Source organism: Amycolatopsis sp. cmx-4-54 (assembly GCF_046548895.1).
GTDB lineage: Bacteria > Actinomycetota > Actinomycetes > Mycobacteriales > Pseudonocardiaceae > Amycolatopsis.
Genome location: NZ_JAEBEJ010000004.1, coordinates 24,909 through 38,491 on the forward strand (window position 1 = coordinate 24,909; position 13,583 = coordinate 38,491).

At 68.7% G+C, this 13,583-nt stretch carries 17 protein-coding genes; 5 read left to right on the forward strand and 12 right to left on the reverse strand.

The annotated features are described in order from the left end of the window. Positions 1-39: 39 nt before the first annotated feature. The gene (locus tag ACLJQ7_RS13875; RefSeq protein ID WP_410648624.1) at positions 40-474 is read right to left on the reverse strand and encodes an SRPBCC family protein; all 435 of its coding nucleotides are present in this window, start codon (positions 472-474) and stop codon (positions 40-42) included. A 293-nt stretch (positions 475-767) separates the two neighbouring features. After that, positions 768-1,688 (reverse strand): ABC transporter substrate-binding protein, encoded by a 921-nt coding sequence (locus ACLJQ7_RS13880; RefSeq protein WP_410648625.1) that lies wholly within the window; start codon positions 1,686-1,688, stop codon positions 768-770. A gap of 149 nt (positions 1,689-1,837) precedes the next feature. Between ACLJQ7_RS13880 and ACLJQ7_RS13885 the strand changes: the two genes are divergently transcribed. Together ACLJQ7_RS13885 and ACLJQ7_RS13890 are read left to right on the forward strand one after the other, a co-directional pair. After that, positions 1,838-2,524, forward strand: a complete 687-nt coding sequence (locus ACLJQ7_RS13885; protein ID WP_410649195.1) for an ABC transporter permease — start codon at positions 1,838-1,840, stop codon at positions 2,522-2,524. Continuing rightward, positions 2,521-3,237: an ABC transporter permease gene (locus tag ACLJQ7_RS13890; RefSeq protein WP_410648626.1), complete on the forward strand. Its 717-nt coding sequence runs from the start codon at positions 2,521-2,523 to the stop codon at positions 3,235-3,237. Before ACLJQ7_RS13885 ends, ACLJQ7_RS13890 begins: the two co-directional genes overlap by 4 nt. On the opposite strand, the gene ACLJQ7_RS13895 is transcribed toward ACLJQ7_RS13890, so the two are convergent. From ACLJQ7_RS13895 to ACLJQ7_RS13915, 5 genes are all read right to left on the reverse strand, one after another. Continuing rightward, complete coding sequence (locus ACLJQ7_RS13895) at positions 3,176-4,630, reverse strand: aromatic amino acid lyase (protein ID WP_410648627.1); 1,455 nt, start codon at positions 4,628-4,630, stop codon at positions 3,176-3,178. The genes ACLJQ7_RS13890 and ACLJQ7_RS13895 overlap by 62 nt on opposite strands. After that, positions 4,627-5,181 carry a YbaK/EbsC family protein gene (locus ACLJQ7_RS13900; protein ID WP_410648628.1) on the reverse strand — a complete coding sequence of 185 codons (555 nt, stop codon included), beginning with the start codon at positions 5,179-5,181 and terminating at the stop codon, positions 4,627-4,629. Before ACLJQ7_RS13900 ends, ACLJQ7_RS13895 begins: the two co-directional genes overlap by 4 nt. Before the next feature lie 186 nt (positions 5,182-5,367). Next, positions 5,368-5,661, reverse strand: a complete 294-nt coding sequence (locus tag ACLJQ7_RS13905) for a DUF2516 family protein (RefSeq protein WP_125678935.1) — start codon at positions 5,659-5,661, stop codon at positions 5,368-5,370. An 84-nt stretch (positions 5,662-5,745) separates the two neighbouring features. Next, positions 5,746-6,420 (reverse strand): hypothetical protein, encoded by a 675-nt coding sequence (locus tag ACLJQ7_RS13910; RefSeq protein ID WP_410648629.1) that lies wholly within the window; start codon positions 6,418-6,420, stop codon positions 5,746-5,748. After that, the gene (locus tag ACLJQ7_RS13915; protein WP_410649196.1) at positions 6,417-6,824 is read right to left on the reverse strand and encodes a helix-turn-helix domain-containing protein; all 408 of its coding nucleotides are present in this window, start codon (positions 6,822-6,824) and stop codon (positions 6,417-6,419) included. The genes ACLJQ7_RS13910 and ACLJQ7_RS13915 overlap by 4 nt, the downstream gene beginning before the upstream one ends. Before the next feature lie 150 nt (positions 6,825-6,974). Between ACLJQ7_RS13915 and ACLJQ7_RS13920 the strand changes: the two genes are divergently transcribed. Further along, positions 6,975-8,105 carry a methyltransferase domain-containing protein gene (locus ACLJQ7_RS13920; protein WP_410648630.1) on the forward strand — a complete coding sequence of 377 codons (1,131 nt, stop codon included), beginning with the start codon at positions 6,975-6,977 and terminating at the stop codon, positions 8,103-8,105. Here ACLJQ7_RS13920 and ACLJQ7_RS13925 read toward each other — a convergent pair. The 3 genes from ACLJQ7_RS13925 to ACLJQ7_RS13935 are packed head-to-tail and all read right to left on the reverse strand — an operon-like array spanning position 8,070 to position 9,514. After that, positions 8,070-8,726, reverse strand: a complete 657-nt coding sequence (locus ACLJQ7_RS13925) for an AAA family ATPase (protein ID WP_410648631.1) — start codon at positions 8,724-8,726, stop codon at positions 8,070-8,072. The genes ACLJQ7_RS13920 and ACLJQ7_RS13925 overlap by 36 nt on opposite strands. 2 nt (positions 8,727-8,728) lie before the next feature. Beyond that, a complete protein-coding gene (locus tag ACLJQ7_RS13930; RefSeq protein ID WP_410648632.1) occupies positions 8,729-9,112 on the reverse strand; it encodes a zf-TFIIB domain-containing protein in 384 nt (127 codons plus the stop codon). Between the two features lie 33 nt (positions 9,113-9,145). Then, positions 9,146-9,514 (reverse strand): VOC family protein, encoded by a 369-nt coding sequence (locus ACLJQ7_RS13935; RefSeq protein WP_410648633.1) that lies wholly within the window; start codon positions 9,512-9,514, stop codon positions 9,146-9,148. A 60-nt stretch (positions 9,515-9,574) separates the two neighbouring features. Here ACLJQ7_RS13935 and ACLJQ7_RS13940 point away from each other — a divergent pair, with 60 nt between their 5' ends. Further along, a complete protein-coding gene (locus ACLJQ7_RS13940; protein ID WP_410648634.1) occupies positions 9,575-10,075 on the forward strand; it encodes a CGNR zinc finger domain-containing protein in 501 nt (166 codons plus the stop codon). Positions 10,076-10,422: 347 nt separating this feature from the next. Here ACLJQ7_RS13940 and ACLJQ7_RS13945 read toward each other — a convergent pair whose 3' ends face one another. Further along, complete coding sequence (locus ACLJQ7_RS13945; RefSeq protein WP_410648635.1) at positions 10,423-11,721, reverse strand: DUF445 domain-containing protein; 1,299 nt, start codon at positions 11,719-11,721, stop codon at positions 10,423-10,425. A 29-nt stretch (positions 11,722-11,750) separates the two neighbouring features. On the opposite strand from ACLJQ7_RS13945, the gene ACLJQ7_RS13950 reads away from it, so the two are divergent. Next, complete coding sequence (locus ACLJQ7_RS13950) at positions 11,751-12,914, forward strand: pyridoxal phosphate-dependent aminotransferase (protein WP_410648636.1); 1,164 nt, start codon at positions 11,751-11,753, stop codon at positions 12,912-12,914. A 24-nt stretch (positions 12,915-12,938) separates the two neighbouring features. Here ACLJQ7_RS13950 and ACLJQ7_RS13955 read toward each other — a convergent pair whose 3' ends face one another. Then, complete coding sequence (locus ACLJQ7_RS13955; RefSeq protein ID WP_410648637.1) at positions 12,939-13,412, reverse strand: sigma-70 family RNA polymerase sigma factor; 474 nt, start codon at positions 13,410-13,412, stop codon at positions 12,939-12,941. Between the last annotated feature and the right edge of the window lie 171 nt (positions 13,413-13,583).

The following is a 13,583-nucleotide window of genomic DNA, read 5'->3' on the forward strand; positions in this document are numbered from 1 at the left end:
ACGAGCGAACCGGGGCGACCATTCCGGTTGTGGCGAGCACTACACGACCTCGGCGAGTTTGCCGAGCACTCCCTCGTAGATCCGCTTGAGCCCACCGGGCGCGAAGGTCTTCTCGAAGAAGCCACCGATGCCGCCCGCGCCGTCCCAGGTGGTTTCAATGCGGACGATGCTGCCGTCCGGCACCTCGCGGACGGTCCAGGTGGTGACCATGCTGGAGTTCGCGTCGGTCTCGACGAGGGTGCCTTCGGACGGCTCGGTCACCGTCGCGGCGACGTCGCGCACGCGCTTCGACGTGGCCTGCAGCTTCCAGCGCGCCTTCGTGCCCGCCCCGACACCGCCTTCGGTGACCTCGTAGTCGCGGTAGTGCTCGGTCAGCAGCTTCGGCCGGGTTTCGGCGTAGTCCGCGACGAGCGCCCTGACCTTGTCCGCCGGCGCCTCGATGGTGCGCTCCGCGATGGCCGTGACCTTTCCCATCCCACTCCCTTTCACCCGTGTTGCAACGACAGCGTCCACGATTCCACCGGTGCTCGCAGGGGGAACGAGCGGCCCCTCGCGCGGGTACGGCGGCGCGGAGCGGGACACCGTGTCGCGAAAGCCACTTTCGCAACGTTGAAGGTTGCGAAAGTGGCTTTCGCAACACCTGTCCGAAGTCCCCCTGCGCGCAACGCCTCCGACGCGATGAAGGGGGCCCCGAACGCCATGAAAGGTCCTTTCCTTGCAAATTTTGCAAGGAAAGGACCTTTCATAGCGCGCGAGAGAGGGAGGGCCTAGATGAGGGACTTCTCCTTCAGCCAGTCCTTCGCGACGTCGGCCGGCTTCTCGCCGTCCGAGTCGACGCGCTTGTTCAGCTCACGCAGCTGCACGGTGTCGAGGGCCTTGCTCACGGCGTTGACGGCGGCCACGAAGTCGGCGCCGCGCTCGTCGAGGACCTTCTTGTTCACCGCGGGCACGACGTTCTCGGTCGGCACGATGGCGAGGTCGTCCTCCAGCGCGACGAACTGCGGGTCGCCGACGAGCGGGCTCACCGAGTCGACCGGGATGACGGTGACCTTGCCGGACCGCAGCTGCTCGACGCGCGGGCCCGCCTCCTGCACGGTCTGGAACGTGGCCTTCAGCTTGTAGACGTCCGTGAAGCCCTTGAAGCAGGGAAGCCGCTTCTCGCACTCCGGACCGCCCGCGACGACGACGTTGTCGACCTTGGACAGGTCGCTGATCTTCGCGAGGCCCTTCTCCTTGGCGAGGTCGGCCTTCACGATGTAGGTGTTCTTGTCCTCGGCCGGCGAGTAGTCCAGCAGGGCGATGCCGTCGGGCTCGAACAGCTTCTTGAGCTGTTCGTGCTCGCCCGCCGCGTCCTTCGCGGCCTCCTTGCCGAAGCCGGTGGTGATGGCGGCGCCCTGGTATTCCGGGATGAACTGGAGTTCGCCGGATTTCAGCGCCGGGTAGATCAGCTCGCGCGAACCGAGGTTCAGCTTGCGGGTGATCGGATAACCCTTGGCCTCCAACGCGTTCGCGTACAGCTCGGCGAGGATCAGGCTGTCGGTGAAGTTGAAGGAGGCGACCACGATCGGTGCCCCGCCCTTGCTCTGCGCGGCCGGGGCCGCCGCGTCGTCTCCGCCCCCACAGGCGGTCATCCCGAGGATGGCGGCGGCGAGCACCGCGCCCACTCGAACATTCCGTGTCCAGCGCACGTGCACACTCCTATGACTCGTTCAGAGGAATGAACCGTATCCCCGCGTCACGACAGAATCCACATTTTGAGAGTTGCGCCCCGTCTGCTCCCAGAGAGCGGAATCCGGCCGCCCGATCGGGGTAAGGTCGGCCGGTGCGAGCATCCTCCGTGTTCCCCGTTCCCGCCCAAGGCGGACGGCCGCTCTTCGAGTGGCGGTGGGTGGACCGCAACCTCGACGAGATCTTCGAGCGGCTCGGCGAGCACATCACGCTGACCGCGGTGGCGCTCGCCATCGGGCTGGTGGTGTCGATCGGTGTTTCCGTGGTTTCGCTGCGTCGCAGGTGGTTCTACGTCATCGCGCTGAGCACGGCGGGTTCGTTGTACGTCATCCCGAGCCTCGGCGCCTTCGCCGTACTGGTGCCCTTCACCGGGCTGACGTCCTTCACCACCGCGGTGATCCCCTTGGCCACGTACACGTTGCTGATCCTCATCCGCAACATCGTCACCGGTGTCGAACAAGTGCCCAAGGAAGTCCGCGAAGCCGCGATAGGCATGGGTTTCACGCGTTCGCGGTTGCTGTGGCAGGTCGAACTCCCGCTCGCGCTGCCGGTGGTGATCGCGGGCCTGCGGGTCGCGGCGGTGACCACGATCGGGTTGGTGACGGTGACCTCCATGCTCGGCAAGGGCGGTCTCGGGTACTTCATCCGCAACGGGATCCAGACCGCCACGCCGAACCCGACGTCGATCATCGTCGGTGTCGTGCTTTCCGTGGTGCTGGCCGTGCTGGTGGATCTGCTGCTGTGGCTCGGTGGGCGCGCGCTCGCGCCGTGGTCGCGGAAGGCGGCGTCGCGATGAGCATCATCGACCAGACCATCGAATGGTTCGGCGAACCGAATCGCTGGAGCTGGACGGATCCCGCCGGCGTGCCGTACCGGACGGTCGAGCATCTCCAGTTCTCCTTGCTGGCGCTGGCGATCTCCGCCGTGCTGACGATCCCGCCCGCGTTGTGGCTGGCGCACTACCGCCGCGCGCAGTTCCTCGCCACGAGCGCGGTGAACATCGGCCGCGCGATCCCCAGCTTCGGACTCGTGATCCTGTTCTGGTTCCTGGCTTCCCGGCTCGAAGTCGACACGACCTTCTGGCCGTTGATGCTCGCGCTGGTGGCCTTGGCGCTGCCGCCGTTGTTCACGAACACCTACGCGGGCGTCATCCAGCTGGGGCAGGAAACCGTCGACGCCGCGCGCGGAACCGGTTACCGCGAGTGGCAGATCATGCTGCGCCTGGAGTTGCCGCTCGCGTCTCCGGTCATCCTGGCGGGTGCCCGCGTCGCGTTCCTGCAGCTGGTGGCGACGGTCGCGATCGGCGCGATCGTCAACGACGGCGGCGGGCTCGGCCGGTACATTGTGGACGGTTTCGCCCTCGGCGATCCCGGTCACGGCGAGATCATGGCGGGTGGCATCGCGGTCGTCGTACTGGCTTTGGTGTGCGAAGGCGTTTTCGCACTTGTCACGCGTTGGGTGACCCCGCGCGGGCTGGCGATCCAGTCCCGCGCGGACGCCCGGACCTGAGCGCTGAAACCAAAGCCGCCACCTCCGGCCCCAAGCCTCGATCCTCTTCGACAGGCGGCACCAGCTCTCGCAACCACCCGTAAGTCTCACGAAGCCCGGGCGAACCATCCCCGGGCGCCAGCCATCGCGCCTGCGAACCCGTGATCAGCTCGCAGGCCGTGATGGCGAACATCCGCGCACAGGCGTCACGGAGCTGGTTCCCCGCCGCCCACGCGAACGCCTGCACGTCCTCCTGCCCACCGGAAGTGTCGACGGAACCCAACGTCGCGGGCGTGGCCAGGCGCCGCAGCGCGTGCAGTTCCCCGACCGCGCGTTTGTGCAACGGCACCAGCCCCGCCTGTGGTCCCGGATCCACCGCGAGCTGCGCGGGAAGGCCGCTGAACCGCTCGTCGAGCAACCGATGCGTCCGCTGCACGCTCACTTCGCCGAGATGCACCAGCGCCGCCGTCGCCGCGTCCATCCGCAGCCCGAGTTCGACGGCGTGGAAACCCGTCGTGGACACGAATTCGCCGTCCAGGAACACCGGCGAGTCGGTCGGCATCGAGCGCCCGAGCACGTCGTCCAGTTCCGCGGCGACCCGCGTCAGGTGAGCGATCGCCCGCGGAGCGACCCGCACGGAGACCGGCGCCTGGACGACTCCCGGGCGCACCGTGGCACTGTCGAGCAAGCCGCCGATCTCGGACAGCACCGATTCCAGCACCTGGTCGTCTCCCGCCAACGCGGGGCGATAGATCGCTTGTGGCGCACCGAGAACGTCGATCGCGATCGCGGCGGCCAGCGTCTGGAGGTCCACCACCTGCCGGACCTCGGTCCGCGCGAAGGCGGCGAGCGTCTCGGCCAGTGGCGAGCCCTGGATGAGGATCGCGCCTTCCTTGAGGCCCGGTTCGTACGGCTCCGCCAGCACTTCCGCCGCGGGTGTCTCGACGCCGTCCACCAGCACGGTGCCGACGCCGAGGAAGGTCTGGAAGGCGTGCGCCAGCGGGATGATCTCGCCGGCACTGCCCAGCCCCGTCCGCGGTACGGCGGGAGTGAACCCCTCGTTCAGCCGATCGACGAGGAAGGTCACCAACTCCGGGCTCGCACCCGCCTCGGGGGCGAGCAGATCCCGCAGGCGCACCAGCAGCAGCCATCGCACTTCGTCGGCCGAGAGCCAGGGCGGGCCGCCGACGGCGCGGCCGATCAGCAGGTTCCGCTGATGCGCGCTCGACGCGGGCGCGGCGGTCCCCGCGAGCCGCCCCATCCCGGTGTTCACGCCGTAGACGGGGCGCTCGGTCAACGCGGCGAGGACACGGGCGCGGTTCTCGCCGAGCCTCGCCAGCAACGCGGGGTCGATCTCGAGGAACCCGGCCTCGAACGCCGAGGCCAGCGGGAAGTCCTTTGTGGACAGCCTCACTCGACGGGGCGCGCGAGCCCGTCGATCACCTCGGCGCCGGGCAGGGACGCGAGGGTCGAACCCGAGATCAGCAGCTTGCCGCCACGGATACCGCTGCCGATGACCAGTTCGGGTTCGTCGGCGACGCGCTGGTCGATCAGGATCGGCCACTCCTCCGGCAGACCGACCGGCGTGATGCCGCCGTACTCCATTCCGGTGAGCGAGACGGCTTCGTCCATCGGGGCGAAGGAGGCCTTGCGGACGTCGAGACGGCGCTTGATCACGCCGTTCACGTCGGCGCGGGTGGTGGCGAGGATCATGGCGGCGGCGAAGCGGACCTCACCGGCGCGTTTGCCGGCGACGACGACACAGTTCGCGGACGCGGAAAGCGGGGAGCCGTACGCCTCACAGAAGGCGGCGGTGTCGGCCAATTCGGCGTCGATCTCGACGACGCCGACGGCGTCCGGATCGGGCAGGGCGGCGAGTGCCTTGGCGACGGGCTCGGCCAGCAGGTCCGGGCGGGAGAGGGCGGGGACGACGGTGAGGCTTCCGGCGATGGTCCAAGTGGTCACAGGCCCACCCTAATGTCTGTCGGTGAACCCGCGTCCGCGATCGACGTCGGCAGAGCGCCGCCCGGTGAAAACGTCACGATGGACCATCAGCGCGCCCTGCCACCGCGATAGCGGGCCTTCGGCGGGGCGGGTTCACGCGTTCAGTGACTTGTCCGAGTACATCTCAGCTCCGCCAACCGGCCTCGATCACCAGTTACGGCCGCCGCGTTGCACCTCGATGAGCTTGGGGCGGACGTCCACGAGGTAGACCAGGACCGCCACCAGCGCGGGCAGCCACAGGATCATGCCGCCGCCGTAGAACTGGAAGACGGTCAGCACCACGGTGGATCCGCCGGTGATGAGCATCCAGATGGGCTTGGTCTTCCGATCGGCGGCCGAGTACGCGTCCGCACGCTGCAACAGCGCATGCACGAAAGCGAACAGCCCCGTCAGCGCGCCGCCCCAATGGATGGCGATGAGGATCCAGGTGGCAACGAACACGAACTCAGCTTACGTCAAACCGGGCGAATGACCCGGGCCCCCGGCACCGAAGCGGCGCCGGGGGCCCGGGAGTTCACGCGGACCTTACTTCTCGGTGGTCTTCGGCGCGGTGGTCGGCTTCTTGGCGGCCGGGCTGGTGGTGGTGCGGCGCGCGGGGGTCGTGGTCTTCGGCTCGGTCTTGTTGGCGACCTTGCGCGAAGCCGAGCGGGTCTCGTGCGCGAGGTCGTCGCCGATCTCCTCGACCTCACCGGCGAGGTCGACCGCGGCGTCGGAGACCTTGCGGGCGGCCTTCTCGCCGACCGAGCGGGTGCCCTTGGTGACCTTGCCGAGCACGGTGTCGATGCGCTCGCGGGCGTCGGTGGTCGCACCCTCGACGCGGTCCTGCGCGGTGCTGATCGCGTCCTCGAGCTGCTCGATGGCCTTCTTGACCTGCGGCTGCGCGGCGATCTTGTCCCACGCCTGCTCGCCGGACTCGGCCAGCTTGTTGTACAGCTTCAGCGCGGCTTCGGTGTACTCGTCGATGACCTTGCGCAGCTCGGCCGGGTCCAGCTTCTCGCGCAGGCCCTCGACGTCGTGCGGAAGCTCCTCGATGTTCTTGCGGGCGCTCTCGCTGCCCTCGACGACCTTCTCCTTGGCCTTGGACACGGCGTCGACGACGGCCTGGCCCGCCAGGTTGCCGGCGCCCAGCGCGGCCAGCAGCGGCGTGCGGACCTGGTCGAGGGCGGTGTGCTTGCGGTCGTTCTTGGTGGCCGTGGTCATGCTGACTCCTTGGATTCGGTGGCTTGTTCTGGGGTCGACGCCACCGGCTTCGGCTTCGCGGCGGCGTTCTCGCGGCGGAACGATTCGTAGACGTCGAGCAGGACCTGCTTCTGCCGTTCGGTCAGCTCGGTGTCGGCGCGGATCGCGTCGCCGACCGGGCCGCCCGTGGGCAGATCGAGGATTCCCGCTTGCACGTAGAGCGCCTCGGCCGAGATGCGCAGGCCCTTGGCGATCTGCTGGAGGATCTCCGCGCTGGGCTTGCGGACCCCGCGCTCGATCTGGCTCAGGTACGGATTGGACACGCCGGCGAGTTTCGACAGCTGCCGCAAGGAGATCTTCGCGTTGCTGCGCTGCTGGCGGATGTACTCGCCGATGTCGGAAGCGATGTCCGCGACCTTTTCCATCGGCCCACCCGATGCGGGCTGATCCCGGTCGATGTCTGACATCGGTACCTCCTCGCGACGTCTTCAACGCTACGCGCGGGTGCTAGCAATTGCAAGCACTCTGCTTGCAACCATCGGGTGTGTTGGTCCTCACCCCGCTACCGTGGAGGGATGTCGAACGCGACGCGGCTGCGGCGGCGCCTCGTCGAGCATCTGCTCGCCGAGGGCGTGCTGCACGACGCGCGCTGGATGACCGCGTTCCGCTCCGTGCCCAGACACGTCTTCCTGCCGCGGTTCTTCGTCCCGTCGGCGAACGGCTGGGCCGCGGTCGAAAGCGGCGACGACGAGTGGCTCCGGCGCGTGTACTCCCCCGACGTGCTGGTCGTCCAGCTCGACGACGACTCCGGGCTCTGGGAACGGGCGCGCTATCTCGGCGCCCAGCCCGGAACGCCGACGAGTTCGTCCAGCCAGCCGTCGATCATGGCGATCATGCTCGAAGAGCTCCGGGTCGCCGACGGGCATCGCGTCCTGGAGATCGGCACGGGCACCGGTTACAACACCGCCCTGCTGTGCCATCGGCTCGGTTCCGGACTCGTGTACACAGTGGACATCGACCCGGAACTTGTCGACGCCGCGCGCAAACGCTTGGCGGAGATCGGGTACGCGCCCTCGTGCGTGGCGGCCGACGGCGCCGAGGGCTTCCCGGCGGGTGTCCTCTACGACCGGGTCCTGTGCACCTGTTCGGTTTCGTCGATCCCGCCCGCGTGGCTGGCGCAGACGATGCCGGGCGGGCTGATCGTCACCACGCTGAACCGGCCGATCGGCGGCGGGCTCGTCCGGATCGTCGCGGGCGAGGGCGCGACGGGACACGGGCGGGTGCTCGCGCGCGACGGTCGTTTCATGCCGCTGCGCGCGCACCGCTTCAAGTCGTCGAAGGCGCTCGAAGGCGATGTCTCCTGGCGGCCGACCCGGCTGCCGATGGGTGTACTCACCGAAGCCCGCAACCGCTTCGAGTTCTTCGGCGGGCTCCACCTGCCGGGCGTGACGGCCGCGCGGGCGGGCCAGAGCACCACACTGGTCCATCCGGACGGCTCATGGATGCGGCATCGGCAGCGGGGCAACGAGTTCGAAGTGGCCGAAGGAGGCCCGCGGCGGCTGTGGGAAATCGTCGAAGCGGCGCACGAGGACTGGCTCGGCCTCGGCGAGCCGGGGCGAGACCGGTTCGGGCTCAGCCTCGACGGCGAAGACCAGGTGATCTGGCTGGATTCACCCGACGGGCGTACTTGGCCGCTGCGTCCCTGAAAGCAGGCCTCGCACCCACTTCTCGACGTGGTCGACGGCGTCGTCCACCGGGAGATGGGTGGTGTCGAACAACTCGACCGGCGGATCCATCGAGGGCGCTTCCGCTTGCAGCCACTCGTTGAACTCCAGCATCTCCTCGACCCGCTCCTCGTCCCACTCGCGCCAGGCGGGCCGCGCGAGCAAACGCTTGCGCAGGGCGTCGGGCTCGCTGACGAGGGCCAGGTAGTGAATGGCGGAGAAGAAGACGCGCTCGGGCAGCCGCTCGAACTCGGGCGGCGCGACGGTGCCGCAGAGGACGACCGGTCGTCCGTTCTGGTGAAGCATCGCGGCCATCCTCAGCCAGGTCGAGCGGAACGCGGGATGGCCGGGAACGTCGTCACGCAACGCCCCGGTCCACAAGACGTCCTGCTCGACCACGAGCGCGAGATCGCCGAGCCGGTCCGCCAGCCGCGGCCCGACCGTCGACTTGCCGGCGCCGCTCGGCCCGGTCAGCGCGAACAGCGGAAGCCGCCGGAACGGCCACTGGTGTGCGCATACCGCGCACACCAGCAGCCCGTTCTCGACTCGTGGCCGTTCGGCGCGATCACCGCAGGCCGGGCAGATCTTGAGATCGAGGACCACGGTCAGTCGAAGAGGCCCTCGAGGAAGCCGCCCTTACGACGCTTGTGGCCATGGCCGTAGCCGTGCGGCGAGTCCGCGTAGCCGCCGCGGTGCCCCCTGGGCGAGTCGGCGTAACCGCCGCGGTAGCCCTTCGGCGAGTCCGCGTAACCGCCGCGATGCGGCCGCGGGGAGTCCGGCCGTCCGTAGTGCGGAGCCGGCGCGTGTCCACCTCCCTGGTACGGCGGGGGCGGCTGGTGCCCGCCGCCGTAGTACGAGTTCTCGGCACCGGCGATGGCTTCCAGCTCACCCCGGTCCAGGAAGATGCCGCGGCACCCCTGGCACTGGTCGATGTGGATGCCGTTCTTGTCGACGGTCTTCATGGCGTTCTGGCACTTCGGACAAATCACGTATCAGAGATTACGCATTTTTCTCGTCCGAGGTCAGCAGGCGCACAGACAAAACGGGTGCCCGACCGGATCCGCGTACACCCGAAAGGTCTCCGGCGAGTCGTCGAGCAGCTTCGCGCCGATCTTCAGCGCGCGCTCGTGGGCGGCTTCCATGTCGGTGACGTCGAGGTCGACGTGGGCCTGCTGCGGGTTCTCGGCGGACGGCCACGCCGGCGGCCGGTAGTCGGGGACGCGCTGGAACGAGAACCGCGCGCCGCCCTGCGGGTTCCGCAGGGTCACCCAATGGCCGTCTTCGGCGACTTCGGCCGCCTCCCAGTCGAGCAGCTCGCGGTAGAACTCCGCGAGCGCGACCGGGTCCGGGCAGTCGAGGGCCACCGCGCCGAAGGTCGGTACCGCACCCATGGTTCAGCCTCCAGAATGATCGAGTAACCAGTGAACTGAGTATGCGGGTTATCGCAGCCGATGACAACCGGTCTCGCCCGTACACTGGGGAGGGTGAACACCGACGCGTCCCTGGTGGTCGAGTTTCTGAACACGGTGAACGTCGAACGCGGCACCGACCTCCTGGACGATCTGGAGTCCTGGCAGCACTGGGCCCGGGATCACCGGCTTCGCGCGGATACCCCCGCGGCCGCACGGGAAACTCGGGACGCGCTGCGCGCCGCGATCGGCGACCCGCGGCTCCCGCGGCCCGGCCTGCGCGCGCCGGCGGAGATCGTCCTCGGTCCGGAAGGCCCGCTGCTGGTCTCGGAAACGGTCTGCGAGGCGGTGATGGCGGCGTCGACGCGGCTGACCGTGCTCGGCGAATGGATCCGCCTCAAGATCTGCCCGGCCGACGACTGCCTGTGGGCGTTCTACGACGAATCGCGGAACCGGTCGAGGACGTGGTGCTCGATGCGAGCCTGCGGGAACCGGGAGAAGGCGCGGGCCTGGCGGGCGCGGACGGCGGACATCTCGACCTGAGGCCCGGGGTGAGCCCTTCAGCCCCACCGGCGTTGCAAGCCCGAGGCGACAGCAGAACGGCGCCCCGGAACTGCCCCCACCAACGTTGCGAAAGCCACTTTCGCAACCTTCAACGTTGCGAAAGTGGCTTTCGCAACGCCCCGGCTCAGCCTCACCCCGGGTCCCGAGGCACCCGAACGACCACAACTTCTGGTGTCACCCACCCCCGAGTTACCCCCAGGGGTTGTGCACACCGTTAGGCCAAAAACGTGAAAAGCTGTGGATAACCCTGGGGATGACTCCACTTCCTGTGGACAACTCCCGGCAATGCCTCCGGAGTGTGGTATAGGCGCATCCGCTCGAAAGACTCAGAAGAGCAGCTGCGCGACCGCGTAGATGACCAGCCCGGCGAGCGCGCCGACCACCGTGCCGTTGATCCGGATGAACTGCAGGTCCCGGCCGACCTGGAGCTCGATCTTGCGCGAGGTCTCCTCGGCGTCCCAGCGCTCCACGGTGTCGGTGATGATCGTGGTGATCTCCTTGGAGTAGTGCGTGACGACGTAGGCCGCCGCGCCCTCCACCCAGGTGTCCACCTTGGACCGGATGTGGTCGTCGGAGACCAGCCGCCCGCCGAGGGCCTCCAGACCGGTGCGCACGCGGCGCCGCAACTCACTCGACGGGTCCTCGGCGGCGTTGAGCAGCATCTCCTTCGCCGTCGCCCACGCCGAGCCGATCAGCTTCTGCACCTCGTCATGCCCCAGCATCTGGGACTTGACCTGCTCGGCGCGCGCCATCACCTCGGGGTCGGTCTGCAGGTCCTGGGCGAACTCGCCGAGGAACTTGTCCAGCGCCAGCCGCATGGGGTGGTTGACGTCGGTCTTCACCGCCCAGACGAACGACAGCACCTCGCCGTAGACCTTGTCCGCGAGCATCTCGTCGACGAATTTCGGCGACCAGCTCGGCGCCCGGTCCGAGACCACGCGCAGCATCGTCGTGTGGTTGTCGCGCACCCACTCATAGGCGCGGTCGCACATCAGGTCCACCAGCTTGTGGTGCGCCCCGTCCGCGAACACGCCCGCCAGGATCTTGCCGAGCGGCGGGCCCCACGGCTTGTCCACGATCCGCTTGACCACGGCCTGTTCCATGATCGCCTGGACGTCTTCGTCGCGGAGCACCTTGACCGCGGCCCGTACGACGGTGGCCAGCTCCGACGTCACCCGCTCGGCGTTGGCGGGCTGCGCGAGCCAGCCGCCGAGCCGCTTCGAGACCTCGATCCGGCTCAGTTTCTCCCGGATCACGCTCTCGGAAAGGAAGTTCGAGCCGACGAAGTCACCGAGGCTGCTGCCCAGCGCGTCCTTCTTGTTCGGGATGATCGCGGTGTGCGGGATCTTGATCCGCAGCGGATGCCGGAACAGCGCCGTCACCGCGAACCAGTCGGCGAGCGCGCCGACCATCCCGGCTTCGGCGGCCGCGCGGACGTAGCCGACCCAGGCGGGCCAGCCCGCGGCTTCGGCCCAGCTGGTCAGCAGGAAGATCACCGTCGCGCCGAGCAGGAACGACAGCGCGACCATCTTCATCTTGCGCAGGCCGCGGCGCTTTTCCTCCTCCGCGGCGGTTCCACCGGGCGGATCGGCTGGGGTCACCTTGGCGGGCGTCAGTTGCTCCACACCGCCATTGTCCGTGAGGATGGCTGATCGTGCGCGAACCTGTCCTCGTACCCCGCCTCCAGCCCTTCACGTCGACCATCTTCGCGGAGATGACGGCACTGGCCGTCCGCCACGAAGCCGTCAACCTCGGCCAGGGTTTCCCCGACACCGACGGGCCCGCCGGAATGCTCGACGCCGCCAAGAACGCGCTGTTCGGAGGTGCGAACCAGTACCCGCCGGGCCCCGGACGGCCGGAGCTGCGCGCGGCGATCGCGCGGCATCGGCTCCGCTACGGCGTCGAGTACGACCCCGGCACGGAGATCCTGGTCACCGCCGGCGCCACCGAGGCCATCGCGGCGTCGCTGATCGCGTTGACGCAGACCGGCGACGAGGTCATCGTCATCGAGCCCTACTACGACTCGTACGCGGCCGCGGTCGCCATGGCGGGTGCGGAGCGGCGGGTCGTCGGCCTGGTGGAACGCGACGGCCGGTTCGCGCTGGACGTCGAGGCCCTGCGCGCCGCGGTGACCGGCCGGACCAGGGCGATCCTGATCAACTCGCCGCACAACCCGACCGGCACGGTGTTCACCCGCGCCGAACTGGAAGCCGTCGCCGCGCTCTGCGTGGAGCACGACCTGATCGCGATCACCGACGAGGTGTACGAGCACCTGGTCTTCGACGACGCCGAGCATCTGCCCCTGGCGACCTTTCCCGGCATGCGCGACCGGACCGTCTCGATCTCCAGCGCGGGCAAGACGTTCAACTGCACCGGCTGGAAGATCGGCTGGGTCTGCGCGAGCCCCGAACTGGTCGCGGCGGTGAAGGCGGCGAAGCAGTTCATCACCTTCGTCTCGGGTGGCCCGTTCCAGCCCGCCGTCACCCACGCGCTGGACGAGGAACTGCCCTGGGTGGAGGACCTGCGCACGAGCCTTCAGGGCAAACGGGACCGGCTCGCGGCGGGGCTCGCGGACGCCGGGTTCGCGGTCCGGCCGACCGCCGGGACGTACTTCGTCTGCGTCGACGTCCGGCCGCTCGGCTTCGACGACGCCGCGGAGCTGGCCTGGGAACTCCCCGAACGGGTGGGTGTGGCGGCCGTGCCCGTAAAGGTGTTCACCGATCACCCGGACGAGTGGAAACACCTCCTGCGTTTCGCGTTCTGCAAACGTAACGAGGTCATCGACGAAGCGGTCACCCGATTGCGCAAACTTCGGTGACTCGTCCGATGTCCACGGCGCCGGTCACGCCCAGCCGCCCTTTTCGAGCGTCCGTTTGAGCCGGTCCAGACACCGTCTTCGCAGCCTGCCCACACTGGCCGGGCTGATGCCCAGCTCCCCCGCGAGCTGGGCGTAGGACAGCTCCGGCCGGTACGCGAGGAGCCGCATCATCCGCCGATGCGGCTCCGGCAGGCGATCGACCGCCGCCCAGAGCGCGCGGTCACGTTCGGCGCGGACGACCTCGGCCTCCGGTGTTGGCTCCGCATCGGACACCGGACGCGGCGTTTCGCGCCTGTTCCTGGAGATCATCCGGAGCGCCCGGCGCCGCGCGGTGGTCGTCAGCCAAGCACCGAGCTTCGCTTCGTCACGTAGTGCGCCGGGCGCGCGAAGCAGTTCCAGCCACGCGTCCTGACAGACGTCTCTGGCGTCGGCTTCGCTCAGCCGGTACGCCTTCAGCGTCCTGAGTACCGCCGCCGACAGCGCGTTCACGTCCCACATCCCGGACCCTTCCCTCCCGGCGGCTCGCGTCCGCCGCGCCGATCACCGAACGCGACTTCGACGGCACACACCGCAGCGAGGATCCGGAAAACATCAGGTCACCGAGGATTTGAGTAGTTCCACCCCTCCCCGGATGGCCGCCCGGCACATACCGAGAGTGATCAACTCCAG

Bases quoted from the DNA above. Each gene is read 5' to 3' on its own strand.
- ACLJQ7_RS13875 (WP_410648624.1), bottom strand. From the start codon at position 474: ATGGGAAAGGTCACGGCCATCGCGGAGCGCACCATCGAGGCGCCGGCG.
- ACLJQ7_RS13890 (WP_410648626.1), top strand. From the start codon at position 2,521: ATGAGCATCATCGACCAGACCATCGAATGGTTCGGCGAACCGAATCGC.
- ACLJQ7_RS13910 (WP_410648629.1), bottom strand. From the start codon at position 6,420: ATGACCACGGCCACCAAGAACGACCGCAAGCACACCGCCCTCGACCAG.
- ACLJQ7_RS13915 (WP_410649196.1), bottom strand. From the start codon at position 6,824: ATGGAAAAGGTCGCGGACATCGCTTCCGACATCGGCGAGTACATCCGC.
- ACLJQ7_RS13920 (WP_410648630.1), top strand. From the start codon at position 6,975: ATGTCGAACGCGACGCGGCTGCGGCGGCGCCTCGTCGAGCATCTGCTC.
- ACLJQ7_RS13935 (WP_410648633.1), bottom strand. From the start codon at position 9,514: ATGGGTGCGGTACCGACCTTCGGCGCGGTGGCCCTCGACTGCCCGGAC.
- ACLJQ7_RS13940 (WP_410648634.1), top strand. From the start codon at position 9,575: ATGACAACCGGTCTCGCCCGTACACTGGGGAGGGTGAACACCGACGCG.
- ACLJQ7_RS13955 (WP_410648637.1), bottom strand. From the start codon at position 13,412: ATGTGGGACGTGAACGCGCTGTCGGCGGCGGTACTCAGGACGCTGAAG.